General features: G+C 68.7%; 26 protein-coding genes. 13 read left to right on the top strand and 13 right to left on the bottom strand.

Annotation, left to right across the window (positions count from 1 at the left end; all coding sequences use genetic code 11):
* Nucleotides 1-104: 104 nt before the first annotated feature.
* The 4 genes from QTI33_RS13935 to coxB are packed head-to-tail and all read right to left on the bottom strand — an operon-like array spanning nt 105 to nt 4972.
* On the bottom strand, nt 105-1430 hold the full coding sequence (locus QTI33_RS13935; RefSeq protein WP_286506602.1) for a ferredoxin reductase family protein: 1326 nt from the start codon (nt 1428-1430) through the stop codon (nt 105-107).
* A gap of 7 nt (nt 1431-1437) precedes the next feature.
* A complete protein-coding gene (locus tag QTI33_RS13930) occupies nt 1438-1776 on the bottom strand; it encodes a hypothetical protein (protein ID WP_286506600.1) in 339 nt (112 codons plus the stop codon).
* Nucleotides 1773-4310 (bottom strand): cytochrome c oxidase subunit I, encoded by a 2538-nt coding sequence (ctaD, locus tag QTI33_RS13925; RefSeq protein WP_286506599.1) that lies wholly within the window; start codon nt 4308-4310, stop codon nt 1773-1775. The genes QTI33_RS13930 and ctaD overlap by 4 nt, the downstream gene beginning before the upstream one ends.
* Nucleotides 4307-4972: a cytochrome c oxidase subunit II gene (coxB, locus tag QTI33_RS13920; protein WP_286506598.1), complete on the bottom strand. Its 666-nt coding sequence runs from the start codon at nt 4970-4972 to the stop codon at nt 4307-4309. Before coxB ends, ctaD begins: the two co-directional genes overlap by 4 nt.
* Before the next feature lie 78 nt (nt 4973-5050).
* Here coxB and QTI33_RS13915 point away from each other — a divergent pair, with 78 nt between their 5' ends.
* On the top strand, nt 5051-5557 hold the full coding sequence (locus tag QTI33_RS13915) for a DUF2231 domain-containing protein (RefSeq protein WP_286506596.1): 507 nt from the start codon (nt 5051-5053) through the stop codon (nt 5555-5557).
* On the opposite strand, the gene QTI33_RS13910 is transcribed toward QTI33_RS13915, so the two are convergent.
* From QTI33_RS13910 to QTI33_RS13900, 3 genes are all read right to left on the bottom strand, one after another.
* Nucleotides 5521-6033, bottom strand: coding sequence for a CopD family protein (locus QTI33_RS13910; protein WP_286506594.1), 513 nt, complete (start codon nt 6031-6033; stop codon nt 5521-5523). The genes QTI33_RS13915 and QTI33_RS13910 overlap by 37 nt on opposite strands.
* Entirely contained in the window at nt 6030-6755 is a 726-nt protein-coding gene (locus QTI33_RS13905) for a cytochrome c oxidase assembly protein (RefSeq protein ID WP_286506592.1), read from the bottom strand. The genes QTI33_RS13910 and QTI33_RS13905 overlap by 4 nt, the downstream gene beginning before the upstream one ends.
* A 148-nt stretch (nt 6756-6903) precedes the next feature.
* Nucleotides 6904-7785, bottom strand: coding sequence for a 4a-hydroxytetrahydrobiopterin dehydratase (locus QTI33_RS13900; RefSeq protein WP_286506590.1), 882 nt, complete (start codon nt 7783-7785; stop codon nt 6904-6906).
* Between the two features lie 101 nt (nt 7786-7886).
* Between QTI33_RS13900 and QTI33_RS13895 the strand changes: the two genes are divergently transcribed.
* On the top strand, nt 7887-8936 hold the full coding sequence (locus QTI33_RS13895; RefSeq protein ID WP_286506589.1) for a serine/threonine protein kinase: 1050 nt from the start codon (nt 7887-7889) through the stop codon (nt 8934-8936).
* Here QTI33_RS13895 and QTI33_RS13890 read toward each other — a convergent pair.
* On the bottom strand, nt 8927-9823 hold the full coding sequence (locus QTI33_RS13890) for a LysR family transcriptional regulator (protein WP_286506587.1): 897 nt from the start codon (nt 9821-9823) through the stop codon (nt 8927-8929). The two genes, QTI33_RS13895 and QTI33_RS13890, sit on opposite strands and share 10 nt — an antisense overlap.
* Nucleotides 9824-9927: 104 nt before the next feature.
* On the opposite strand from QTI33_RS13890, the gene QTI33_RS13885 reads away from it, so the two are divergent.
* Genes QTI33_RS13885 through QTI33_RS13875 form a run of 3 tightly spaced genes read left to right on the top strand, consistent with a single transcriptional unit; the run spans nt 9928 to nt 13767 of the window.
* Entirely contained in the window at nt 9928-11622 is a 1695-nt protein-coding gene (locus tag QTI33_RS13885) for an acyl-CoA dehydrogenase family protein (protein ID WP_286506586.1), read from the top strand.
* A gap of 32 nt (nt 11623-11654) precedes the next feature.
* Nucleotides 11655-12641 (top strand): Bug family tripartite tricarboxylate transporter substrate binding protein, encoded by a 987-nt coding sequence (locus tag QTI33_RS13880; RefSeq protein ID WP_286506584.1) that lies wholly within the window; start codon nt 11655-11657, stop codon nt 12639-12641.
* A gap of 4 nt (nt 12642-12645) precedes the next feature.
* Nucleotides 12646-13767: a CaiB/BaiF CoA transferase family protein gene (locus tag QTI33_RS13875; protein ID WP_286506582.1), complete on the top strand. Its 1122-nt coding sequence runs from the start codon at nt 12646-12648 to the stop codon at nt 13765-13767.
* Between the two features lie 3 nt (nt 13768-13770).
* Here QTI33_RS13875 and QTI33_RS13870 read toward each other — a convergent pair whose 3' ends face one another.
* Nucleotides 13771-14043: a metal/formaldehyde-sensitive transcriptional repressor gene (locus QTI33_RS13870; RefSeq protein ID WP_286506580.1), complete on the bottom strand. Its 273-nt coding sequence runs from the start codon at nt 14041-14043 to the stop codon at nt 13771-13773.
* Nucleotides 14044-14105: 62 nt separating this feature from the next.
* Here QTI33_RS13870 and dmeF point away from each other — a divergent pair, with 62 nt between their 5' ends.
* On the top strand, nt 14106-15056 hold the full coding sequence (gene dmeF / locus QTI33_RS13865; RefSeq protein WP_286506578.1) for a CDF family Co(II)/Ni(II) efflux transporter DmeF: 951 nt from the start codon (nt 14106-14108) through the stop codon (nt 15054-15056).
* On the opposite strand, the gene QTI33_RS13860 is transcribed toward dmeF, so the two are convergent.
* Both QTI33_RS13860 and htpG read right to left on the bottom strand, forming a co-directional pair.
* Entirely contained in the window at nt 15034-15498 is a 465-nt protein-coding gene (locus tag QTI33_RS13860) for an EVE domain-containing protein (RefSeq protein WP_286506577.1), read from the bottom strand. The two genes, dmeF and QTI33_RS13860, sit on opposite strands and share 23 nt — an antisense overlap.
* 23 nt (nt 15499-15521) lie before the next feature.
* Nucleotides 15522-17564: a molecular chaperone HtpG gene (gene htpG / locus QTI33_RS13855; RefSeq protein WP_286506576.1), complete on the bottom strand. Its 2043-nt coding sequence runs from the start codon at nt 17562-17564 to the stop codon at nt 15522-15524.
* A 268-nt stretch (nt 17565-17832) separates the two neighbouring features.
* On the opposite strand from htpG, the gene QTI33_RS13850 reads away from it, so the two are divergent.
* From QTI33_RS13850 to QTI33_RS35285, 7 genes are all read left to right on the top strand, one after another.
* Entirely contained in the window at nt 17833-18360 is a 528-nt protein-coding gene (locus tag QTI33_RS13850) for a Csu type fimbrial protein (protein WP_286506575.1), read from the top strand.
* Between the two features lie 11 nt (nt 18361-18371).
* Nucleotides 18372-19106, top strand: a complete 735-nt coding sequence (locus QTI33_RS13845; RefSeq protein WP_286506574.1) for a fimbrial biogenesis chaperone — start codon at nt 18372-18374, stop codon at nt 19104-19106.
* Nucleotides 19057-21453 (top strand): fimbria/pilus outer membrane usher protein, encoded by a 2397-nt coding sequence (locus tag QTI33_RS13840; protein WP_286506573.1) that lies wholly within the window; start codon nt 19057-19059, stop codon nt 21451-21453. Before QTI33_RS13845 ends, QTI33_RS13840 begins: the two co-directional genes overlap by 50 nt.
* Entirely contained in the window at nt 21450-22442 is a 993-nt protein-coding gene (locus QTI33_RS13835) for a Csu type fimbrial protein (RefSeq protein WP_286506572.1), read from the top strand. The genes QTI33_RS13840 and QTI33_RS13835 overlap by 4 nt, the downstream gene beginning before the upstream one ends.
* 97 nt (nt 22443-22539) lie before the next feature.
* A complete protein-coding gene (locus QTI33_RS13830; protein ID WP_286506571.1) occupies nt 22540-22866 on the top strand; it encodes a TetR family transcriptional regulator C-terminal domain-containing protein in 327 nt (108 codons plus the stop codon).
* The gene (locus QTI33_RS13825; RefSeq protein WP_286506570.1) at nt 22863-23399 is read left to right on the top strand and encodes a GFA family protein; all 537 of its coding nucleotides are present in this window, start codon (nt 22863-22865) and stop codon (nt 23397-23399) included. Before QTI33_RS13830 ends, QTI33_RS13825 begins: the two co-directional genes overlap by 4 nt.
* Complete coding sequence (locus tag QTI33_RS35285; RefSeq protein ID WP_444814843.1) at nt 23339-23596, top strand: GFA family protein; 258 nt, start codon at nt 23339-23341, stop codon at nt 23594-23596. Before QTI33_RS13825 ends, QTI33_RS35285 begins: the two co-directional genes overlap by 61 nt.
* Before the next feature lie 33 nt (nt 23597-23629).
* On the opposite strand, the gene QTI33_RS13820 is transcribed toward QTI33_RS35285, so the two are convergent.
* Nucleotides 23630-24103, bottom strand: coding sequence for a hypothetical protein (locus QTI33_RS13820; protein ID WP_286506569.1), 474 nt, complete (start codon nt 24101-24103; stop codon nt 23630-23632).
* A 127-nt stretch (nt 24104-24230) separates the two neighbouring features.
* Nucleotides 24231-25256 carry an ABC transporter substrate-binding protein gene (locus QTI33_RS13815; RefSeq protein ID WP_286506568.1) on the bottom strand — a complete coding sequence of 342 codons (1026 nt, stop codon included), beginning with the start codon at nt 25254-25256 and terminating at the stop codon, nt 24231-24233.
* Nucleotides 25257-25302 lie beyond the last annotated feature (46 nt).

Genomic DNA, 25302 nt, shown 5'->3' with positions numbered 1-25302 from the left:
CAGCCGCTCACGCGCAGGACCGCGAACACGACCGCCACCAGCACCACGACGATGGCGGTGGCCACGACCAATCGATCGGCGAACAGGCGGCGCATCGGGATCTCCTAGACGAAGCTGTAGCGCTCCGAGTGGTACTTGGCCAGCGGCACCTTCATCTCGCCCAGGGCCGCCTCGATCGCGTCCATCATGACATCCGGACCGCAGATGAAGTACTCGTGCTCGGCATGGGGCGGCGGCAGATGGCGCCTGAAGACATCGGCCGTGATGCGGCCCTGCTCGCCGGTCCAGCCCGGCGGCGGCTCCGACAGCACGTGGACCACGGTCAGGGCCAGCCGCGCCTTCAGCGACTCCAGTTCCTCGCGGAAGGTCACCGACTCCCAGTCCCGGCTGCCGTAGAGCAGCACCAGGGGCCGCTTGTCGCCGCGGTCGGCCAGCGTGCGGATCATGCTCATCATCGGCGTGATGCCGATGCCGCCCGCGATCAGCACATGCATGTCGGCCGGGTTCCCGATGGTGAAGGCGCCGTAGGGACCGTCGAGGTAGACCCGGCGACCGACCGGCACCTTGGCGATGCCGGCGGTGAAATCGCCCAGGTTGCGGATCGTCATCTCGACGCGACCATCGGGCGCCTCGGCGGTCGACGAGAACGAGAACGGATGGCCGGTGATCTTGAACGGGCTGCCCCACAGCGTCAGCCAGCGGAACTGCCCGGGCCGAAACCGGAAGCCCGCGTGCCCCTCGGGCCGCATCACCAGGGTGGTGGTGTCGCCGCGCTCGGCACGGACCTCGGCGATGCGGTAGGGACGGCGCAGCATGAACAGCGGCTTGACGATGCGCACGTAGGCCAGCAGCGCGATCCAGAACAGCGCCATGCCGATCCACAGCGCGCGCTTGGCCGGGTCGGCCAGGTAGAAGCCCCAGCCCACCATGTGCAGCAGCCCGCCGCCGACCGCCGCGAGCGCGAGCAGGATGTGCGTGGCATGCCACAGCTCGTAGCTGATCTTCAGCCGCGTGCGCCAGAGCGCCATGACCACCAACAGCAGCAGCGCGCCGAGCGACAGCACCGCGAAGACGGCCCCCATCGGAACCTCGGCCAGCGAAGCGGGTGGCGCCATCTTGTCCGAGCCGGTCGCCAGCAGGATCGCCGGATGCACCACCACCAGGGAGACCGCGAGCAGCGAGACGCGGCGGTGGAAGTGGTAGATGACGTCCTCGCCCCACGGATCGGTGACGTACCGGAAGCGCGCCGTGAGCCCGAACTGCAGGCCCATCATCGCCAGCCCGGTGTAGCCGAGCGCGACCGAGAACTCGGTCCAGAAGTCGCGGCTCGGCGGCAGGGTGCCGGTCAGCAGGGCGAGCAGCGGCGCCAGGATGAACAGCAGGTAGATCGCGGCCCAGAGGACCTTGCGCAGGAGATCGGCGCGCGTCATGGATCGATCAGATGCAGGTGGTGAGCAGCAGCGGCGGCCCGAGCGCGAGCACCGCGCTGGCGAAGGCGGCGATGGTCGTCCAGACGATGGCCTCATGCAGGAAGCGCCCGGTGGCGCCGGTCGCGGCATCGGGCGCGGCCCTGGCGAAGCGGCCCCACATCCAGCCGATCACGGCCAGGTGCGCGAGGAACAGCAGCACCAGGCTCCAGCGCAGGGTCGCGGCCGACCAGCCGAAGGCGCAGCCGATCGCATGGAGCCCGTAGAGCACCACCAGCGCGATGCACCAGACCACGAACCCGGCCGCCAGCCACCAGAAGCGCCGGGGCGCCAGCGTGGCCGCGTTCATGGCCGGGCCCCCAGCACCGTGACCAGCGCAGGCAGCGCCAGCACCAGGCCGAGCGCGATCACGCCGGTCGCCAGCGTGTAGTCGAGCCAGAGCCGGGTCAAGCGCAGGTCGGTGCAGCGCCGCTGCGAGATGTAGCCGTTGCGGATGCGCTGGAAATTGCTGAAGAGGAACAGCAGCCCGACGCCGGCGTGGAAGGCCACGTAGCCCAGCAGCACCGCGGCGGTGGCGCCGAGCGCATGCGCGCGTGGGTCCGGCGTCACGCCCAGGATCAGTTCCACCACCGCGGCGACGGCCCCCAGCAGCGCGACGGCGGTGAGCGCCATCCAGCCCGAGGCCTTGCCGCTGGCGACCACCACCCTGAGCGAGCCGCGCGCCGCCACCACGGCGACCACCAGGCAGGCGACGGCGCCGGCGGCCAGCCAGCGGTCGGGCGCGGGCGGCGCCATCTTCTGCCAGTCGGCGCCGGCCAGCCAGAGATAGAAGGTGCCGAACACCAGCGAGGTGAACCAGGTGCCGTTGGCCACCAGCGCGCAGACCAGCGCCAGCCACGCCGGCGCGCTCGCCGCCTCGGTGTGCGGCGGCACCGCGACGCCGAGCCCCACCGGCAACGGGCCGTAGTCGCGCGGCAGCCCCGCGTGCCGCCCCGCGAACACGAACAGGCCGAGTGTGACCAGGGCCAGCGCCGCCGACAGCCAGTAGGCCTTGAACAGGAAGCCCAGCACCACGCCGCCCGTGAACAGCGCCGTGACCAGCGGCAGGTAGGTCGGGTTGGGCAGCACGATCAGCTGCTCGGGCCTGCCGCTGCTGACGTGCACGCCCATCGCCTCCTGCCAGCCGTTGCGGGCGGCGCCCAGGTAACCTTCGCCGCGCGCCAGCGAGGCGGCGAGCTCGCCTTGGGGCACCCCGTCAGTCTGCGGACCCACGTGCGGGATCGAGGCGAAGGCATAGGGCGCCGGCGGCAGCCGCATCGCCCACTCGAAGGTCGTCGCCTTCCAGGGGTCGCGCCGCACACGGCGGCCGTAGCGCAGCTGCACCACCACATCGATGATCAGCAGCCCGAAGCCGATGGTCATGACGAAGCTGCCCACCGAGGACAGCAGGTTGAGCCAGTTCCAGCCCTCGTCGCCGCGGTAGGTAAAGACACGCCGCGGCATGCCCATGAGCCCGGTCAGGTGCATCATGAAGAAGGTCAGGTTGAAGCCGACGAAGATCAGCCAGAAGGCGATCACCGACAAGCGCTCCACCGCGGCGCGGCCGGTGAGCAGCGGCAGCCAGTAGTAGAGCGCCGCCACCATCGGGAAGGCGAGCGCGCCGGCCACCACGTAGTGCATGTGGGCGACCACGAAGTAGGTGTCGTGCGCCTGCCAGTCGAAGGGCACCATCGCCAGCATCACGCCGGTGAGCCCGCCCATCGCGAAGACGAAAAAGAAGCCGAAGATGTAGAGCATCGGCACGCCCCAGCGCGGCCGGCCGTGCGACAGCGTGCCGAGCCAGGCGAAGATCTGCACCGCGGTCGGCACCGCCACGATCGCCGAGCCGGCCGAGAAGAAGCCGAGCGCCAGGTGCGGGATGCCGACCGTGAACATGTGGTGCACCCAGATGCCGAAGCTCAGGAAGGCCAGCGCGATGATCGCCACCACGATCGCCCGGTAGCCCACCAGTGCGCGGCCGGCGAAGACCGGGATCATGGTCGACAGCACGCCCGCCATCGGCAGGAAGATGATGTAGACGTCCGGGTGGCCGAACAGCCAGAACAGGTGCTGCCACAGCAGGGAGTCGCCGCCGCGCGTCGGGTCGAAGAAGGGCAGCCCGAAGGCGCGCTCGAGCTCCAGCAGGATCGAGCCCAGGATCAGCGGCGGAAAGGCCACGATCATCATCAGCGCCGTGACCAGGATGTACCAGCCGAAGATCGGCATCCGGTCGAGCGACATGCCCGGCGCGCGCATCTTGAGCACCGAGACGATGATCTCGATGGCCAGCGACAGCGCCGAGATCTCGACGAAGGTGATGCCCAGCAGCCAGATGTCGGCGTTCACGCCCGGCGTGTAGACATTGGAGCTCAGCGGCGTGTACATGAACCAGCCGCCGTTGGGCGCCACGCCCAGGACCAGCGAGGCCGTGACGATGGAGGCGCCGAACAGGTAGCACCAGTAGCCGTAGGCGGTCAGCCGCGGGAAGGCGAAGTCGCGGGTGCCGAGGATCTTCGGCGTCAGGTAGACCGCGAAGCTCTCCACCATCGGGATCGCGAACAGGAACAGCATCATCGACCCGTGCACCGTGAAGACCTGGTTGTAGGTCTCGGCATCGAGGAAGGCCGAATGCGGCGTCGCCAGCTGCACCCGGGTCAGCATGCCCAGCACGCCCGCGATCAGGAAGAAGGTGAAGGACGTGATGAACATCCGCATGCCGATGACCGAGTGGTTGACCGCGGCCAGCCGCTGCCATCCCGGCCCGGTGGCCCAGATCTTGTCCAACTGCCGGTGCAGCCGCAGCGCACGGCCGGCTTGCGGCTGCTGTTCGACGGGTCCACTCATTGCTTCGCCTCCGGTGCCGAGAGCGCCTGGGTCAGGGCGGCCGAGAAATCCTCCGGCCGGTGGACGATGACGGCGAAGCGCATGCCCGCGTGGCCGAGGCCGCAAAATTCGTCGCAGGTGCCTTCGTAGCGGCCGGGCTGGTCGGCCTGGATGCGCAGCCGGTTGACCCGCCCCGGCACCGCATCGATCTTGCCCGCCAGGCGCGGCACCCAGAAGGCATGGATCACGTCCTTGCTGGTCACGACCATGTCGACCGGGGTGCCCACGGGCAGCAGCAGCACGTTGCGGGTTTGGGCGCCGCCATGGCCCGGGTAGCGGAAGGTCCATTGCCACTGCGCGGCCTCGGCCTCGATGCGCTGCGGCGGCGCGCTGCCCGGCAGCGGCAGCAGGCGCTCGCCCGTGACCAGCCCGTAGGCCAGCAGCGGCAGCAGCACGCAGGCCGGCAGCACCAGCCCGCCGAGCACGATCCAGCGCGCCGGCGAGACGCTGGAGCCCCAGCCGGGCCGCCGCACCACGAGGATGAAGATCCCGATCACGAGCAGGAACAACACGGTCGAGCCGATCAGCATCACCCACCACATCGTGGCGATCGAGGCCGCGGCCGGTCCGGATGGATCGAGCGTCGACAGGGGCCCGCGGCAGCCGGATACGGCGACCGCCATCGCGCCCGCTTGGAGCGCTCGCCGCAAGACGCTAGGATGGTCGCCGATCCGAGGCCACCGACGCGAAGGACCCGCACCATGGCAAACAGAGGCGCAACCCCACCCCGCAGCGAGGTCCTGCTCGAACTCGAGCGGCTCGACGTCGGCTCCAAGGTCGCGCTGGTCGGCCATCCGCTGCACGTGATGCTGGTGCACTTCCCGGTCGCCTTCGTGGTCGCGACGCTGGGCGTCGACGTCTTCTACTGGTGGACCGGCGATGCCTTCTGGCTGCGCGCCGGCCTCTGGGCCGCCGGCATGGCCTTCTGGAGCGGCGTCGCGGCGAGCCTGGTGGGCACCGGCGAGCTGCTGCTGGTGCGCGGCATCCGCCTGCACGAGGCCAGCTGGTCGCACGCCATCGCGGCGATGACGCTGGTGGCCATCGCCGGCGCCAGCTGGGGCCTGCGCCTGACCGACCCGGCCTCGGTGCTGCCGCACGGCCTGGTGCTGTCGGTGCTGGCATCGGTCATGGTCGGCTTCGCCGGCTGGCACGGGGGCAAGCTGGTGTTCGATCATGGCATCGGCATCCTGGTGTCGCCGAAGGACTGATGCCACAGGCGTGACAGCCCGCCGGGCTCGAACAGGTGGGCGGCGAACTGGTTCGAGTCGATCTGCGGCTTGGCCAGCACCACCCACAGGATGGCGACGATCAGCACCGCGTAGGTGGCCGACAGCGTCACGAAAGACACGCGCCCGAAGCGCCCCCTGGGCGAGAACAGCTGGTGCACCACCAGCCCGGCGACCACGTGCAGCATCGCCATGATCCCGACCAGCACCATCTTGATCGAGAACCACTCTTCGAAGGTGGCCTGCAGGAAGATCAGCCCCGTGCCGCTGGCGATGGCGATGAAGGCGGCCGGCGAGGTCAGCTCGACGTAGACCAGGCGGACGATCCGGTGCAGCCGGTCCAGGTCCGGTCCGGACTCCAGCGCACGGCGCTGCCAGAACAGGAAGGGCAGCGCGAGCAGGCCGCCGGACCAGATCGCGATCGCCGCCAGATGGACGAACTTGAGGAAGGTCGTCACAGGGCCGCCCCGGTCGGCCGCAGGCTGGTCCAGGCGCGCCAGAGTCCGACGGCCAGGTAGGGCAGCATCGCCGGCACCCACATCAGCAGGCCGGCGAGTTGCTGGTCGGCCAGCGGCGTGAAGCCCCAGGCCAGCACGCTGGCGAAATGCACCGGGTACAGCGGCACCGGCGCGAACACGATCAGGGCGCCGAGCAGCCCCATCTGCCCGATCGTCACGGCCAGCGCGACCAGCGCCTGGCCCGGATGCGTGGCGGGCGAGAGGATCGCGCGCCACATCGCCCAGGCGCTGCCGAGCAGCGTGAGCTGCATCAGCCAGTAGGCCGGAACGCTCGCAAGCCCCCAGGCATAGGCACCGGGCGCATGCCAGACCCACAGCGCGACCGCATGGGCCGCGACCCACATCGGGAGCGGCACCCGGCCGGCGCGCCGCTGCGGGAAGGCCAGCGCCAGCAAGGGCGCCGCCGCGCTGACCAGGATCACGTGATGCAGCACGCGGACCGAGAACAGCGCCGACGACAGGGCGCACAGCGGCGACACGAAGACCACCGCCAACAGCGCCAGCGCGCCCCAGCCGGCGCGGGCATCGGCGGCGCGGCCGCGGGCCAGCACGAAGGCCAGGGCGGCGAGCGCGGCCAGCAGCGGCGGATCGAAGTTCCAGCGCGACCACGCATCGTCAGGCACGGCGGCCGCGCCGCAGTAGGCGATCAGTGAATTCACCATGGCAGGTTTCCTTCTCCGTGCCGCGGCCGTGCACGCCCCGCGGACTGCTTGGTTCTGAAAATACTAGTCCAGCACGCCGGGCCTGTCGAAGGGTTCGACTCGAATGACAAACACCCGTTTCTGTGCCACGCGGGCGAAACCGGTCCACCTAGGCATTCTTCGCCACCGCCTTCGCCGCCATGTTCATGTACAGCGCGAGGCTGAGGTCGTAGATCGTGATGCGGCGCTGCGCGTCCCAGGTCGTGAGCGACACCGTGACCTGGTTGAACACGTTGCGCCACTCCGGATGGTGGTCGAGGATGCGGCAGTGGTTCGAGACCAGGTTCATGAAATCGGCCGCCTGGTCGAAGTGACGGAACTTGAAGGTCTTGACCAGGTAGCGGACTGTCGCCACCCCGTAGTTGTCCACGTACCAGCCCTCGTAGTCGTCGTAGCGCAATATCTGCGCCAGCTCCGCGTCCGGCAGCGGCTGCGTGCGCGCCTTGGCGATGTCCGGTTGCGGGTATTCGTCGGCGTCCGGGCGCTTCTTCAACGACAGGCGGACCGCGATCCGGTCCAGCAGCGGGCCGATCGCGCTCGGCCAGCCCGCGTAGTCGATGCGCTCGGCGTGCAGCTGCTCGATGTAGGCGATCGAAGGCGGCACGTGGAACGGCCTGAAGTCGCGCTCGCAATCGACGAACACCGGAATGACCAGGCGCCCCGGGAGCGCGAAGCGCTGGGCCTCCGGCAACGCGAGCGCCGAGGTCTTCGCGTATTCGAGTTCGTTCACCACCCAGTCGCTGTCGGGCGGCGCCGCGGCGCTGGCGTCCCTGCGGGGCATCCAGTGGCGGCCGATCAGGGCGAGGGTGGCATGCGAGCCGTCGATCAGGGCGCGCAGGCGGTCGGGAAAGGTCTCGCCGGGCTGGAGCTCCTCGACATCGACCGCGACCCGCACGAACTGGATGCGCTTCTCGATCTCGTTCTTGAGCAGCAGCGCGATCGGCGCCGTGTCCTGCCTGCGGTAGCTGATGAAGAACGTGAACGGTTGCACGGCTCGTCTCCCGCAAGGATGGCAGCGACGCTGCACTGTGGCCGCAAGCAGGGCAAAAATCAAGCACCCCCGCCGGTGCGCGCCAGGCCCGACAATGCGGGGTGGCTCCTTCCAACTCCCCTCCTTCGCCTGCGGCCTCGGCCGCCCACCCCTACGAGAGCCTCACGCCCGACGTGGTGCTGGATGCACTGGCCGCGCTCGACCTGCACGGCGACGGCCGACTGACGGCCCTGAACTCCTACGAGAACCGGGTCTACCAGGTCCACCTCGAAGACCGCAGCGCCGTGGTCGTCAAGTTCTACCGGCCCGGCCGCTGGAGCGACGAGCAGATCCTCGAGGAACACGGCTTCGCGCTCGAACTGGCCGCGGCCGAAGTGCCGGCCGTGCCGCCGATCGCGGTCGCCGGCCGCACCCTGCACCACCATGGCGGCTTCGCCTTCAGCGTCAGCCCCTACCGTGGCGGCCGCGGGCCCGAGCTCGACGACTTCGAGGTGCTCGAATGGGTCGGCCGGTTCCTGGCGCGCATCCATGCAGTCGGTGCCCGCACGCCCTTCGTCACCCGTCCGGCCCTCGATCTCCAGACCTTCGGCCTCGCGTCGCGCGACTGGCTGCTCGGCCACCAGATGGTGCCGCTGGACGTGCAGCGCGAGTGGGAAGCCGCCTGCAACACCGCCTTCGAGATGATCGCCGCCAGCGCGCTCGGCACCGGCCACGACGGCGACAACGACCCGCCGCTGAAGCGGCTGCGGCTGCACGGCGACGTCCATCCCGGCAACATCCTCTGGACGCCGACCGACCGCCCCGATGGCGGCCCGCACTTCGTCGACCTCGACGACGCCCGCACCGGCTTCGCCGTGCAGGACCTCTGGATGCTGCTGTCGGGCGACCGCGCGCAGCAGACCGGGCAACTGAGCGGCCTGCTCGACGGCTACGAGCAGTTCCGCGACTTCGACCGCCGCGAGCTGGCGCTGGTCGAGCCGCTGCGCACCTTGCGCCTGATCCACTACAGCGCCTGGCTGGCGCGGCGCTGGGAAGACCCGATCTTTCCGATCAACTTCCCGTGGTTCGGCTCCAGCGACTACTGGAAGGGCCAGATCCAGATGCTGCAGGACCAGTGCGAGGCGATGGCCGAAGAACCCCTCTACGCCTGATCGTCGGCCGGCACGCCGGCCCGCACGGCGCGAAGAAAGCCCTGCACCACCGCGTTCTCGGGCCCCTCGCGCCAGACGCAGTAGGCATCCGAGCCGGCCACCTCCTCATCGAGCGGACGGAACACCGCGCCGCGCAGCGCGGCACGGCGCAGCGCGCTCGGCACCAGCGCCACGCCCATCCCCTGGGAGACCAGCGAGACCACCGACAGCCAGTGCCGCACCTCGTGCCGCACCTCGGGCCGGAAGCCCGCGTCGGCGCAGATCGCGAGGATGCGCTCGTGGTAGTCGGGCGAGGCGCTGCGCGAGAACAGCACGAAGGGTTCGTCGCGCAGGCTGGCGACGGCCACCGTGCGCCGGCGCGCCAGGCGATGGCCGACCGGCAGGCAGGCGACGAAGGGCTCCGACAGCAGCAGCTCGTGGCGCAGCTCGGCCGGCATCCGGCTGGTGTGGACGAAGCCGAAGTCCAGCCGGTCGTGCAGCAGCTCGGTGATCTGCTCGCCCGAGTTGAGTTCGGCCAGCGTGACGCGCACCGCCGGATGCCGGGCCTGGAACTTGGCCAGCGCCTGCGGCAGGCCGCGATAGAGCGTGGCGCCGACGAAGCCGATCCGCAGGCGCCCCGCCGAGCCCTGCGCGACGTCGTGCGCCTCCAGGGCGGCCTCCTCGGCCTGGCGCAGCAGGCGCCGGGCCGAGGCCTGCAGCGCGTCGCCGGCCGGCGTCAGCCGCACCTCCTTGCTGTTGCGATCGAACAGCCGGGCGCCGACCGACGCCTCGAGCTGGCGGATGGCGACGCTCAGCGGCGGCTGCGAGATCGACAGCCGGCGCGCCGCGCGGCCGAAATGAAGCTCGTCGGCGAGGACGACGAAGTAGCGCAGGTGCCGCAGTTCCATGCGGCCAGTTTTCCACAATAGCCAGATCGGATCAATCAAGACATATCTGATATTGGACAAGCATCGTCAAGCGCGAAAAGATGCGCCCGACAAGGAGACGAGACATGTCCAGCACACCCGCCCATCCCGTGCCCGACCGCCACGGGCAGAACCTCTTCACCACCGACGCCGAACTGCAGCGCATGCTCGCGCTCTACCTGCCGCCCGAGCTGGTGCGCCACATGCGCCCGCACTTCGAGCGCCTGGGTGCCCTGGCCGGCGGCCCGCTCGACGACCTGGCGCAGGCCGCCGACAAGAACCCGCCGACCCTGTCGCTGCGCACCCGCACCGGCATCGACCAGCAGAAGGTGAACAAGCACCCCGCCTATGTCGAGATGGAACGCCTCGCGCTCAGCGAATTCGGGCTGGCCGCGATGTCGCACCGCGAAGACACGCTGGGCTGGAAAGGCAAGATGCCGCCGCTGGTCAAGTACGTGCTGACCTACCTCTTCGTGCAGGCCGAGTTCGGTCTGTGCTGCCCGGTCTCGATGACCGATTCGCTGGCGCGCACGCTCAAGAAATACGGCAGCCCCGAACTGGTGGCGCGCTTTCTTCCGCGCTTCCAGTCGCTCGACTTCGACACCCTGGCCCAGGGCGCGATGTTCATGACCGAGCAGGCGGCCGGCTCCGACATCGCCGCCACGCTCACGCTGGCCCGCAAGGACGCGGCCGGCCAGTGGCGCCTCGAAGGCGACAAGTGGTTCTGCTCCAACCCCGACGCCGACTTCGCGATGGTGCTGGCGCGCGCCGACGACGCGCCGGCGGGCATGAAGGGCGTCTCGCTGTTCCTGCTGCCCAAGCAGCTGGAAGACGGCAGCGCCAACCACTACCGCATCCTGCGCCTCAAGGACAAGCTGGGCACCCGCTCGATGGCCAGCGGCGAGATCCGCCTCGAGGGCGCGATCGCCTACCTGGTCGGCGAGCAGGGGCGCGGCTTCCAGCAGATGGCCGACATGGTCAACAACTCGCGGCTGTCGAACGGCGTGCGCGCCGCCGGCCTGATGCGCCGCGCCGTCGCCGAAGCCGAGTTCATCGCCGGCGAACGCCGCGCCTTCGGCCGCCGGCTGGCCGACATGCCGCTGATGCAGCGGCAGCTGAACAAGCTCAGGCTGCCCGCCGAGCAGGCCCGCAGCATGGTGTTCCAGACCGCCCAGGCGCTGGCCCGCTCCGACGCCGGCGAAGCGGGTGCCTATGCGCTGCTGCGCATCCTCACGCCGCTCATCAAGTTCCGCGCCTGCCGTGACGCCCGCAAGCTGACCGGCGACGCCATGGAAGTCCGCGGCGGCTGCGGCTACATCGAGGAATGGAGCGACCCGCGGCTGGTGCGCGATGCCCACCTGGGCTCGATCTGGGAAGGCACCAGCAACATCGTCGCGCTCGACGTGATCCGCGCCGTCAAGCGCGAGAACTCGCTGCCGGCGCTGCAGGCGCATTTCGGCGGCCTGCTCGACGACACCGCCGTGGCACCAGCTTTTGCCGACGCGCTGCGCGATGCGCTCGCGCGCGCGGCGGCACTGGCCGCGACCGCGGCGCACGAAGGCGGCGACGTCCTGGCGCGCCAGGCCGCCTCGGCGCTCTATCACGTCTGCAGCGCGATCGCGATGGCCTGGGAAGGCGCGCGCAGCGGCTCGCCGCAGCGCATCGCGTGGGCCCAGGGCGTGCTGCTGCACCGCGTGCTGCCGCGCGATCCGCTCGCACCGGACGCCGTGCCGACTCAGTGGAACGGCCCGGCGATCGAGAAGCAGGCGGCCACCGCCTGACGAGCCCACAACAGAACATCAAGGAGACAACCATGAAACTGCTCAAGACCTTCGTCCTCGCCGCCGGCGTCTGCGCCCTGCCGGTGCTGCCCGCCCTGTCGACGGCGCAGGCCCAGGCCTTTCCGACCAAGCCGATCTCGCTGATCATCCCGTTCCCGCCGGGCGGTCCCACCGACGCGATGGCGCGCACCCTGGCCGCCGAGATCAAGGACGCGCTGGGCCAGCCCGTGATTGTCGAGAACCGGGCCGGCGCCGGCGGCAACATCGGCGCCGAGTTCGTGGCGCGTGCACCGGCCGACGGCCACACGCTGCTGTTCGGCACCTCGGGCCCGCTGGCCATCAATTCGAGCCTCTACCGCAAGATCAACTACGACCCGGCCACGAGCTTCGCGCCGGTGATCCAGATCGGCTATCTGCCGAACATCCTGGTGGTCAACCCCGCGGTGCCCGCGAAGGACGTGCGCGAGCTCATCGCCTACGCCAAGGCCAACCCGGGCAAGCTCAGCTACGCCTCGTCGGGCAATGGCGCCTCCTCGCACCTGGCGGGCGTGCTGTTCAACGGCATCGCCGGCACCGACCTGCAGCACATCCCCTACAAGGGCACCGGGCCGGCGCTCAACGACCTGCTGGGCGGCCAGGTGTCGATGAGCTTCACCGACGTGCTGACCGCGCTGCCCTACGTCAAGGCCGGCAAGCTGCGAGCGCTCGGCATCGCCACGGCCCAGCGCTCGCAAGCCCTGCCGGAGCTGCCGACACTGGCCGAGCAGGGCGTCACGGGCTACGACGTCAGCGTCTTCTTCGGCATCGTCGCGCCGGCCGGCACGCCGCCCGCCACGGTCTCGAAACTCAACAAGGCCTTCGCCGACGCGCTGGCGACACCGAAGGTCAGGCAGCTGTTCGCTTCCCAGGGCCTGGAGCCGGCCAAGGACGGCTCGCCGCAGCAGCTCGGACGCTTCATCTCGTCCGAGACCGCCAAGTGGAAAGACGTCGTGAAGAAGTCCGGCGCGCAGCTCGATTGACGCCATGACCACCACCGTCAACACCGGCGCACTGGCCGGCATCCGCGTGCTCGACATCTCGCGCATTCTCGGCGGGCCGTACTGCGGCCAGATCCTCGGCGACCATGGCGCCGACGTGCTCAAGGTCGAACCGCCGCAGGGCGACGACACCCGCACCTGGGGCCCGCCCTTCAAGGACGGCGTGGCCTCGTACTACCACGGCCTCAACCGCAACAAGCGCACGATGGCGCTCGACCTCGGCAGCACCGAGGGACGCGAGGCGCTGCTGGCGCTGGTGGCCGAGGCCGACGTGCTGATCGAGAACTTCAAGACCGGCACCATGGAGCGCTGGGGCATCGGCTACGACGAACTGTCCAAGCGCTTCCCGCGCCTGGTCTGGTGCCGCGTGTCGGGCTTCGGTGCCGACGGGCCGCTCGGCGCCCTGCCGGGCTACGACGCCGCGGTGCAGGCCATGACCGGCATCATGAGCATCAACGGCGAGTCCGAGGGCGGCCCGCTGCGGGTCGGACTGCCGGTGGTCGACATGGTGACCGGGCTCAATGCGGTGATCGGCGTGCTGCTCGCGCTGCAGGAGCGCCAGCGCAGCGGGCGCGGCCAGTTCGTCGAAGCGGCGCTGTACGACAGCGGCCTGTCGCTGCTGCACCCGCATGCCGCCAACTGGTTCCTCGACGGCCGCACGCCGCGCCGCACCGGCAACGCGCACCCCAACATCTACCCCTACGATGCCCTGCGGACCGGCACCGATCCGATCTTCCTGGCCGTCGGCAACGACCGCCAGTTCGCGAGTTTCTGCCGCACCATCGGCCTGCCCGAGCTCAGCGACGACCCGCTCTACCGCGACGCCGGATCGCGCTCGGTGAACCGCGATGGCCTGAAGCAGCGGCTCGAAGCGCAGCTGGCGAGCTTCGACGGCCGCCAGTTGGTCGAACAGCTCATGGCCGCGGGCGTGCCGGCGGCGCCGGTGCTGTCGGTCGATGCGGCGCTCGAGCATCCGCACACGGCGCACCGCGAGATGGTGGTCGAGATGGAAGGCGGCTGGCGCGGCATCGGCGCGCCGGTGAAGCTGAGCCGCACGCCGGCCAGCTACCGGCACCCGCCGCTCACGCCGGGCACGGAGTTCGAGTAGGGCCTACTTCAGGTAGGACCGCAGCGCCGCCACCACCGCCTCGGTCTCCTCGCCCCGCCGCTCTTGGTCGGCCTCGGGTCCCAGATGCTCGCGGACGTGGCCTTCGAGGACTTCCAGCATCAGACCGTTGACGGCGCCGCGAATCGCCGCGATCTGCTGCAGGACCGCCATGCACTCGGTGCCCGCGCCCAGCGCGCTCTCCAGCGCCGCGGCCTGGCCCTTGATGCGGCGAACCCGCGCCAGCAGCTTCGCGCTTCCTGTGATGGTGTGGCTCATGGGGCGATTCTAGCGACCGGCTACATACTGGGGTACAGTATATGGCCATGCAAACTCTTCCAATGTCCCGGGGCTGGCAGCACGCGCACGTCTTCGACGACGGCAATCCGCTGGCCCAGCGCGCCACGCTGTGGGCGGCGGTCCTCACCGCGGTGATGATGGGGGTGGAGATCGCGGGCGGATGGATCTTCAATTCCATGGCGCTGCTGGCCGACGGCTGGCACATGAGCTCGCACACCGTGGCCCTGGGCCTGTCGGTGGCCGCCTATGCGGCGGCGCGGCGCTTCGCCGACGACCGCCGCTTCTCCTTCGGCACCTGGAAGATCGAGGTCCTCGGCGGCTACACCAGCGCTATCGTGCTGGCGCTGGTGGCTGCATCGATGCTCTGGCAATCGGTGGCGCGCCTGCTGGCCCCGACCCCGATCCACTACGACCAGGCGATCGCCATCGCCGTGCTCGGCCTGGGAGTGAACCTGGCCTGCGCCTGGCTGCTGCGCGGGGAAGACCACGGCCATGCCCACCACGGCCACGACGACCACGGCGGCCATGGGCACCACGACCTGAACCTGCGCGCGGCCTACCTGCATGTGGTGGCGGACGCCGCGACCTCGGTGCTGGCGATCGTCGCCCTGTTCGGCGGCAAGCTGTGGGGCGCCGACTGGCTCGACCCGCTGATGGGCATCGTCGGCGCCGGGCTGGTCGCGGTCTGGGCCATCGGCCTGATGCGCGAGTCGGGCCGGGTGCTGCTCGACGCCGAGATGAATGCGCCGGTGGTGGCCGAGATCCGCGAGGTCATCGCCGCCAGTCCGGTGACGGCCACGCTGTGCGACCTGCATGTGTGGCGGGTCGGCAAGGGCAAGTACGCCTGCATCGTCTCGCTGGCCACCGACGCCGAGGTCGGCCCCGACTACTTCAAGCAGCAGTTGCGCGTCCACGAGGAACTGGTCCACATCTCCGTCGAGGTGAACCGCCTGGCGGCGCCCCCCGCGCTCAGGCCAGCAACTGCTCCGTGATGAGCTGCCAGTGCTGCGGCTCGACCGGCGTGATCGACAGCCGGTTGCCCTTGCGCAGCACCAGCATGTCGGCCAGCGCCGGCGCGGCGCGCAGCTCGGGCAGCGACAGCAGGCGGGTCTTGCGCAGCGCCTGCACGTCCAGCAGCAGCCAGCGCGGCTGCTCGGCCTTGGACGCCGCATCGAAGTAGGGTGAGGCCGGATCGAACTGGGTCGGATCGGGCCGGGTGCCGGATGCCACGCGCGCGATGCCGACGACGCCGGGCTCCGGGCAGCTCGAGTGATAGAACAGCACCCCGTCGCCGACCTGCATCGCATCGCGCATGAAGTTGCGCGCCTGGTAGCTGCGCACGCCGGTCCAGGGCACGGTCGACTTCGGCGCCGCGAGGGCGTCGTCGATCGAGCACTCGTCGGGCTCGGACTTCATCAACCAGTAGCCGGACATGGTGGCGTCGCGCAGCGCGTGCCTCAGACCAGCAGGGCGTTGACCCGGCGCACGTAGGCGGCAGGGTCGGCCGGCAGGCCGCCTTCGGCCAGCAGCGCCTGGTCGAACAGGATGTTGGCCAGGTCGTCGAAGTGCGCCGACCCTTCCAGCTTCCGGACCAGCGGGTGCTCGGCATTGACCTCGAGCACCGGCTTGAGGTCGGGCGCGGGCTGGCCGGCCTGCTTGAGCATGCGCGCCAGCTGGGTGCTCATGCCGCCGTCCTGCACCACCAGGCAGGCCGGCGAATCGACCAGGCGGGTGGTGACGCGGACGTCTTCGGCCTTGTCCTTGAGGGCCTCCTTGAGCCGCTCCAGCAGCGGCTTGAAGGACTCCGCGGCTTCCTCGGCCGCCTTCTTCTCGGCCTCGTCCTGCAGTTTGCCCAGGTCGACCGCGCCCTTGGCCACGCTCTGCAGCGGCGTGCCGTCGAACTCGGTCAGGTAGTTGAGCGCCCACTCGTCGACGCGGTCGGTCATCAGCAGCACCTCGATGCCCTTCTTCTTGAAGATCTCGAGCTGCGGACTGTTCTTGGCCGCGGCCAGCGTGTCGGCCGTGATGTAGTAGATCGCGTCCTGGCCGTCCTTCATGCGCGACTTGTAGTCGGCGAAGCTCACGCTGACCGTGTCGCTGCTGCTGGAGGCGAAGCGCAGCAGCTTGGCGATGCGATCGCGGTTGCCGAAGTCCTCGCCCAGGCCCTCCTTCAGGACCGAGCCGAACTCGGCATAGAACCTGGCGTACTTGCCCGATTCGTCGGCGTATTCCGCGGCCGCTTCGGCGGCGGGCGTGCCGTGGTCGGCCTTCTTGTCGACCACGTCGGTGACGCCTTCGGTCGGCTCGGGCGCCGGCACCGACTCGCCGGAGCCGACGTCGATCTTGCCCTCGCCGCTCTCGGCCGCCGTCTTCTGCTTCTTCGCCAGGTCCTCGAGCATGCCCAGCACGCGCTTGGTGCTGCCTTCGCGGATCGCCTTGACGTCGCGGCTTTCCTGCAGCAGCTCGCGGCTGACGTTCAGCGGCAGGTCGGCCGAGTCGATCACGCCCTTGACGAAGCGCAGGTAGCTCGGCAGCAGCGCCTCGGCGTCGTCCATGATGAAGACGCGCTTGACGTAGAGCTTGACCCCCGCGCCCTTGTCGCGGTTCCACAGGTCCATCGGCGCCTTGGCCGGGATGTAGAGCAACTGCGTGTACTCGGTGTTGCCCTCGACCCGGTTGTGGCTCCAGGCCAGCGGTGCTTCGAAGTCGTGGCTGATGTTCTTGTAGAAGTCGATGTACTGCTCTTCGCTGATGTCCTTCTTGGCCCGGCTCCAGAGGGCGTTGGCCTTGTTGACCGGCTCCCATTCGCCGGTCTTGACCATCGCGCCGCCCTTGTTGTCCTCGCCTTCCTTCCACTCCTCCTTCTCCATGAGGATCGGCAGCGAGATGTGGTCGGAGTACTTGCCGATGATCGACTTGAGCTTCCAGGCGTTGAGGTATTCCTCGGCGTCGTCGCGCAGATGCAGCGTGACGCTGGTGCCGCGCTGCGGCCGCGAGATGCTGTCGACCTCGAAGTCGCCGGCGCCGCCGCTGACCCAGCGCACGCCCTCTTCGGCCGGCAATCCGGCGCGGCGCGATTCGACCGTGATCTTGTCGGCCACGATGAAGCCGGAGTAGAAGCCGACGCCGAACTGGCCGATCAGCTGCGCGTCGGCCTTCTGGTCGCCCGAGAGCTTGCTCATGAACTCCTTGGTGCCGCTCTTGGCGATGGTGCCCAGGTTGTCGATGGCTTCCTGCTGGCTCAGGCCGATGCCGGTGTCGGTGATCGTGAGGGTCTTGGCTTCGGCGTCGAAGGCGACGCGCACTTCGAGCTGCGGCTGGTCCTCGAACAGCGCCGGCTGGTCGATGGCTTCGAAGCGCAGCTTGTCGCAGGCGTCCGAGGCATTCGAGATCAGCTCGCGCAGGAAGATTTCCTTGTTCGAGTAGAGCGAATGCGTGACCAGGTGCAGCAGCTGGGCGACTTCGGCCTGGAACGGGAGTTTGGTCTTGGAAATGGTCATGGCGCAGGGGCAGTCAAATGGAAAAACAGCTCGCCGTCGGCGAACCGGCAACTTTACAAGACGGGTGCCGCGAGGGCCAACACTGCAATCGCACGAAAAGCGTTTTGCGTCCTTCGCACTCATAGGACATTCGCACGTTTCGGGGCGGAATTTTCTACAAATGAATCCATCTGGCGATATTTGTCGATTCTCGCCGCTTTTGCAGCTCGTCTTTCGTGGGCGCGCACCTACAGTCCAAGGAGCCCTCACCCACACACCCGAGACGACCATGAAAAAACTTCTCCCCTTTGCTGCGCTGGCCACCGTCTTTGCCTGCGCCGCCGTTGCCGCACCGAACCCCGCCACGGCGACGTTCCAAGTTCAGATCAAGATCAACAAGGCGTGTTCGGTCGTGGCAGGCACGAGCTCCAACATCGATTTCGGCACGCAGGATCCCTCGGCCACCGGCCTGGCGGCCAACAGCAGCTTCAGCGTGACCTGCTCCAAGAAAACGCCCTACTTCATCGGACTGGCGCCCTCGAACGCCAGCAACGCCGGCCTGGGCAGCATGACCGCCCAGAACGTCGCGCCGGTCACGGGCAACACCGATTCGGTGCCCTACCAGTTGCGGTCTGTGAGTTCCGCGGGGGCCATCTGGGGCGACACCGCCACGGGCACCTCGGTCGGGAATGGCGTCTCCGGCACGGGCACCGGCGCTCCAGTACCGCACCCCGTGTTCGCGACGATTCCGGGCACGGGCGCCAACGTGACGCCGGACAGCTACGCCGACACCGTCACGATTCACGTCAACTACTGAACGCTCGAACCATGCGCCTGCGGCATGCTGCCCTCGCAGTGCTCGGCCTTGCCTGCACATGGGCCGCCGCCAGCGGCCTGCAAGTCTCGCCGGTGACGCTGACGCTGCAGCCTTCGCAGAATGCTGACGGCCTGTGGCTCAGCAACACGGGCGACAACGTGGTGCATGCGCAGGTGCGCGTCTATCGGTGGACGCAGGAGAACGGCGAAGAAAAGCTCACGCCCTCGCGCAACATCCTCGCGAGCCCGCCGATGCTGGAACTCGCAGAGGCAGATCGGCAGCTGATCCGCGTCATCCGCACCGGGGCACCGCCTGGCGGGGCGGGCGCGGTCGAGGACGCGTACCGCCTCATCATCGATGAACTACCGGTCGAAGACCGGACGCCAAAGAAGGGCCTGCGATTCGTGCTGCGCTATTCGGTGCCGATCTTTGTCGAGCCGGCCGGCGCCGCGCCCGCCGCACCGCAATTGACCTGGTCCTTGCGCCGCGAGGGCGAGCATGCGGTCCTGGATGTGGCCAACCGCGGCGGAACGCACGCCCAACTGGCCGCACTCAGTTTTGTCGATGCCGCCGGACGCCGCACGGTCGTCCACGACGGCTTGCTCGGTTACGTGTTGCCGGGCGCGCAGATGCGCTGGACCTTGAAGTCGCCGGTTGCCGCCTTTGCCACCGGTGGTTCCATGGAAGCGATGCTCAATGGCAGCACGACGCAGCAGAGTCTCCCGCCCATCGATCGCGCGCGCTGAGAGTCTGCTGCTCCTTTCCTGCCTGCTGGCATTCGCCGCGTGGGCAGGGGAGCCTGGAGCCGCCGCCAGCCCCGCGCCGCTGGCCGCTGCGGAGGGCGAGCTCACCGGCTCGCGCGGCAGCGACCTCTACCTGGCGCTCAGCATCAATGGCAACCCGCAGGGCCTGGTCCACTTCGGCCTGCGCGACCGGGAGCTGTGGGCCGACGCCGCCACGCTGCGCCAGCTGGGCTTCATGCTGCCGTCTGACGCGAAGGACCCGGTCCGACTGCGCAGCCTGCGCGGCCTCCAGATCGACTACGACGCGGCGCGCCAAAGCCTGGCACTGACCGCCGGCGCCGATCTGCTGCGCCTGCCCCAGACCGTGGTGGACCCTTTGTCGACCGCGACCCAGAAGGCCAGCGCCTCGCCGGGGCTGCTGCTGAACTACGACCTCTACGGCACCGCGGGGCGCCGCAGCGCATCGAGCCTGAATGCCTTCGCCGAGCTGCGCGCATTCGCGGGAGCGTATGTGCTCAGCAGTACCACGCTCTCGCAGGCATCGCGCCTCGAGAACACGGGTTGGGACCACCGATCGGTCCGCTTGGACACCACGGTCAGCATGTCCTTTCCCGACGCGATGCTGACCCTGCGCCTTGGCGACACGTTCACGGCCGCGCTGCCCTGGTCGCGCTCCACGCGCATCGGCGGCATCCAGTTGGCGCGCAACTTCTCACTCCAACCCTATCGCACCACCGCACCGGTGCCCGCGTTTCTGGGATCGGCCGCGCTTCCGTCGCAAGTCGAACTGTTCATCAATGGCATGCGCCAATCCACCAGCCAAGTGCCGGCTGGCCCGTTTCAACTCAACGCCATACCCAGCATCAATGGGGCCGGCAACGCGCAGGTGGTGCTCACCGACGCACTCGGCCGCGCAACGACCCTCGACTTCGCTCTCTACGACACGCAGCGCCTGCTGCAGGAAGGACTGTCCGACTGGTCGGTGGACCTCGGCATGGTGCGCAAAAACTACGGCCTGAGCTCGTCCGACTACGGCAACGACGCCACCACCAGCGGCGTCTGGCGCTACGGCGTCAACAACAACTTCACGTTGGAAATGCATGGCGAGGCCAGGCGAGGACTGCTCACGGGCGGTCTCGGCGGCGCCTGGCTGCTCGGCCAGGCGGGGGTGCTGTCGGGCGCGATCAGCGCCAACAGTTACCAAGGGGGTCAGGGCACGCTGTTGAACCTGGGCTACAGCTGGCGCAACGACCGGTTCCATTTCGGCATCGAAGGGAACGCCACGCGCGGCGACTACCGCGATGTCGCATCGCTCTACGGCAGTCCCACGCCGAGCGCCAGCGGACGGGCCACCGTCGGCTACAGCACCGACCACTTCGGCAGCTTCGGCCTCAGCTACCTCTCGCTGCAATATCCCCGACAGGACGCCACACGTTATGCGAACGCCTATTGGTTCAAGTCGCTGGGGCGCAGCGCATCGATGAACGTGAGTCTCAACCAGAATCTGGACATCCGGCGCGAGCGCAGCGTCTTCGTTGGCTTCACCTGGACGCTGGACCGCAATGTCACGAACAGCGCCGGTGTCCAGCGCGACCGCGATCGCAGCATCTACACGACCGATGCCCAGAGCTCGACGCCGAGTGACGGCGGCATCGGATGGCGTGCCGGCTTGAGCCAGGGCGCCGGCCAGACAGGTGGCCGGTCCGAGATCGACTACCTGGGGCGCTATGGCCGGGCTGTCGCGGGCGTCAGCGTGCTTGGCGACAACAGCTATGCCTACGCCGGTAACAGCGGCTCGGTCGTTTTCATGGGTGGCCAGACCTTCGTGGCGCAACGTATCGACGATGCATTCGCCGTGGTTTCCACGGACGGCATCGCGGGCGTGCCGGTGAAGCTCGAGAACCGCCCGATCGGCACCACGAACAGCAAGGGCATGCTGCTGGTGACGCCGCTCAACGCGTACCAGAACAACCAGCTCGCCATCGATCCGATGCAACTGCCTGCCGACGTGCGCATCGAGCGCGTCAGAACCCTTGCGACCCCGAGCGACCGCGCCGGCACGCTGGTGCGCTTCGGCATTGCGCCGATTCGCGCGGCCGCGCTGACCCTCGAAGACGAGGCCGGCCAGCCACTGCCCGTGGGCAGCCTGGTGCGCGTCAACGGCCACCGGGGAACCCGCGCCATGATCGGTTTCGACGGTACGACGTATCTCGATGCCCTGGACGCCCACAACACACTCGACGTCCAGACGCCCGGCGGCCACTGCCGCGCCAACTTCGATTACCACAAGGACGGCGACGGCATCCCGCAGATCGGGCCGCTACGCTGCATCAAGAAGGCCACGCCGTGAATCTCTCACCCCGTTCCTGGCAAGTTCTGCTGCTTTGTGCCCTATGGGGACTGCCTGCTGCAAGAGCGCAGGCGGCGGTGACCTGTACAGCGTCGATGACCAATGTCGACTTCGGCAGCGTGGACCTCGTCAGCGGCAGCGGCTTGACGACCACCGCGACGCTGAACTACACCTGCACCAACAGCAACAGCGCGCGAGCCTTCGCCCGCGTCTGCTTCAGTGTCGGTGACGGGATCGAAGGCGCCGGCAACTTCAACCCGCGCGTCATGAAAGACGGCGCTGGCAATTCTCTGCAGTTCCAGATTTACCAGCCACCAGGATTCAGCACGGTGCTGGGCTCGGAGTACAACACCATCACGCCGACACCCTATGTGCTGAGTCTGGATCTCGCCAAGGGGGCCGCGAGCAGCGGCAGCGTGTCGATGCAAGGCCGCCTGGTCGGCAGCCTGACGGCAGTGCCGCCCGGAAGCTATCAAGGTCGATTCACCGTGAACCATACGGCAGTCACCATCAACGAAAGCGCCGCGGCCGCACCAACCAACTGCACCGGCAACAGCGCAGCCATTTTCCCCTTCACCGTCAAGGCCACTGTCATTGGGAGTTGCGTGGTTTCCGCGAACCCCCTGGACTTCGGCAGCGTGGACGGCCTGCCGGGCGCCCCCAACGTCGACAAGCCGACCACCGTCACCGCCACCTGTTCCAAGCCGACGCCCTACACGGTCGCGCTGACGCCGTCCAACAACAACACGGCAGGCGCCGGCGCCATGCTGCCGACGATGGCGGGCAATACGGACACGGTCGCCTACCGGCTCTACAGCGATTCCAGTCGCACGGCCCCCTGGGGCGGGCAGGTGGGAACCAATACCCTTCAACGCACGGGCGACGGCACGGCCCAGGTGCTGACCGTGTATGGCCGGGTACTCGGCGCCGCCGTCAACGTGACGCCCGATGCCTATGGCGACACCGTCACCGTCACCGTCAGGTACTGAAGGGCTGATGGCAGCCCTGCATCGGGTCCAGCCTCCGCCTCCGATGGACCCCCAGGGGGTGACCAGGGAATCCTTCAATGCATACCCACCGCACGGTATGTTCGTGCGATGGCGAGGCTGCCTGGCCGGAACCCTGGCGCAGGAGGTCTACGCCAGCTCCGCAGACATTCGCGACGCCTGCGGCCGCAGCATCTTCGATCGCGCCGCGACCCTCGAAGCCGACATCGAGACGGCACGACGCGAACGCGGCATCACCGCCGACTGGACGGCGGAGGGTCTCGCGCGGCACACGCAAACCGTATGGCAGGGTGGCTTCGTCTTGGCGAAAGCGGCCAACGATCCCGCGCTTGCACGGGAAAGCCTCGATCATCTGGACTGGTACACCCGGGACCTGTTTCACGTCACGCGGGAGGACGCTGCATGAGCAAGACCATGCCGATCGGATGCGCATGCGGACGGACGCGCCTGGAAGTGCGGGGAGACCCGATCCTCGCGTCCGAGTGCCTGTGCAGCAGTTGCCGGGCGGCCGCGGATCGGCTCGCGGCACTGCCCGGCGCCATGCAGATTCTCACGTGCCATGGCGCGACACCGTGCGCCGAACATCGCAAGGACCGCATCCGGTTCCTATCGGGCGCGGAGCATCTGCGTGAGTTCCGACTTGCCCCCGATGCGGGTACGTGGCGTGTCGTCGCCGCCTGCTGCCATACGCCGATCTTCCTGGAACTGAAGGGCGCGCACTGGCTGAGCGTCTATCTGCACCTCTGGCCCGCCGAACTGCGGCCCAAGGCAGAGATCAGAACCATGGTCGGGGACCTGCCCGATGCCTCCGGCCTGCCCGACGACATTCCCAATTTGAAGACCCACACGCTGTCCTTCTACGCGCAGCTTCTCGGGGCATGGATCGGCATGGGGTTCCGCAATCCGAAGATCGACGTGGCGGGGAAGATCGATGCCTGACGACAAAGCCCTTCGCAACGAACACCGCCAATCGGAGCACGCACATGGAGAGCCAAGCAAACGGGCACCAGTCGGCAACATGCCGATGCGGCGCCGTCCAAATGGACATGACAGGCGCGCCGATCCTGGCGGGCAGTTGCTATTGCAGGAGCTGCCAGGCGGCGGGACGGCATTTCGAAGTCTCGGCGGGAACATGAGCGTCGCGCTCGAACTCGGCTCTGCCGGACGCCCTAGTAAGCCACCGTGACCGTGTGTATGTCGGGCTGGTTGCCCGCGGCCGGCGCGTTCCGCAACGCGGGCGCGCGACCATGGCCATCGGGATGCGACGAGACGCTTCGCCACCCAAGCCCCAGGCTTCTGTCGAGGTTGAGTCGGGTGTCGACCTCGCTCTCACGGCCATCGACCCTCAACCTGACCTCCCCGGCGTGGCTGAACCGGTGCTCCTGACCGCCGATGACCAACGATTTGCTGTTGGTCCATAGCCGGTACTCGTATCCGTCCTTCACGCGTGTGACCTCCAGGACGTTGAAAACCGGAAGAACGACCAGCGTCACCCTGAGCTGGCCCGCCGCCCTGCTCGCACCGCGCAGGGGCTCCGCGCCGCAGGGCAGTGGCAGCTGCGGCAACGTGCACAAGGCGGCCAGCGCCGCTGCTCGGGACAGGGCCAGGCCCGGCGTGGGTGTTCGGAGCATTCTTCTGGACATGAGCCTGCGTCCCCAATCTGGAGTTCGAGGCGTCATGCGAGGCCTCCATTTCCACATATCGGCAGCATTGCCAGGAAATGAAGGCCGGACGACCGGCTGGGTCCTGTCCGGCTTTGAAGTCTCGAATTCAGCGCGGCTGCGACTCCACCTCGCGCGTCCACCGATCGATCAGCCGCTTGCGCTCGGCCGCCTGGCCGTACTTCTCGAAGTCGTACTTGATGAGCTTGACCCCGTCCATCGACGGGATGCGCGGATCGGGCTTGAAGGTCCGGTTGGCGGGCGACTGCAGGCTGCCGGCCTGGGCGCCGATGGCCTGCCCGGCCGGGCTCATGAGCCAGTCGTAGTAGCGCTGGGCGTTGGCCTTGTTGCGCGCGCCCTTGACCAGCGCGATGCCGCCGATCTCGTAGCCGGTGCCCTCGCAGGGCGCGATGGCCTTCACGGGGTACTTGTCGTGGCGCCACTTGTCGAAGCCGAAGATGAAGCTGATCCCGACCGCCACCTCGCCCTTGGCCACGTTGGGCGCCTGGGCCTGGCCGCTGCGGGTGTAGGTGGTGGTGTTGCGGTGCAGCTTCTTCAGGTAGTCGAAGGCGGCGTCTTCGCCCATCATCTGCACCAGGCCGGCGACGATGGTGTAGCCGGTGCCGCTGGTGGCCGGGTGCGACATCTCGATCTCGCCCTTGTATTCGGGCTTGACCAGGTCGGCCCAGCAGTGCGGCTCGGGCAGCTTCTTCTTCTTGAGCACCTCGGTGTTGAAGCCGAAGCCCATGGCGCTGGTGTAGAAGCCGCCGACCCGGTTGCCCGACATCGCGTACTGCCGCACCGACCAGTCGTACAGGTCGTTGATGTAGGCCGGGCGGTAGGGCTCGAGCAGGCCTTCCTCGGCCGCCTGCAGGAAGGGGTCGCCGGTGCCGCCCCACCAGATGTCGGTCTTCGGGTTCGCCGCCTCGGCGCGCAGCTGGGCGCCGATCTCGCCCGTGCCCTTGTGCGCCTGCAGCACGCGGATGCCGGTGGCCCGGCTGAACTCGGCCGCCGCCGCCTCGCACCAGCCGGCGTCGGTGCTGCACAAGGCATTGACCGTGCCCTGGGCCTGCGCCGCCAGGGCGGCGGCGCTCAGGACGATGGCAGTCAGGGCGGGGGGAACGAAACGGCGCATGAAGTCTCCCGGGTTCACGAACGAGACGCGCAGGATAGCGCCCCCG

The organism is Variovorax davisae, assembly GCF_030316845.1.
In the GTDB taxonomy this organism is placed as follows: Bacteria; Pseudomonadota; Gammaproteobacteria; order Burkholderiales; family Burkholderiaceae_C; genus Variovorax; species Variovorax davisae.
Note: the sequence above shows the minus strand (reverse complement) of the source record. Positions and strands in the feature narration are given on the sequence as shown.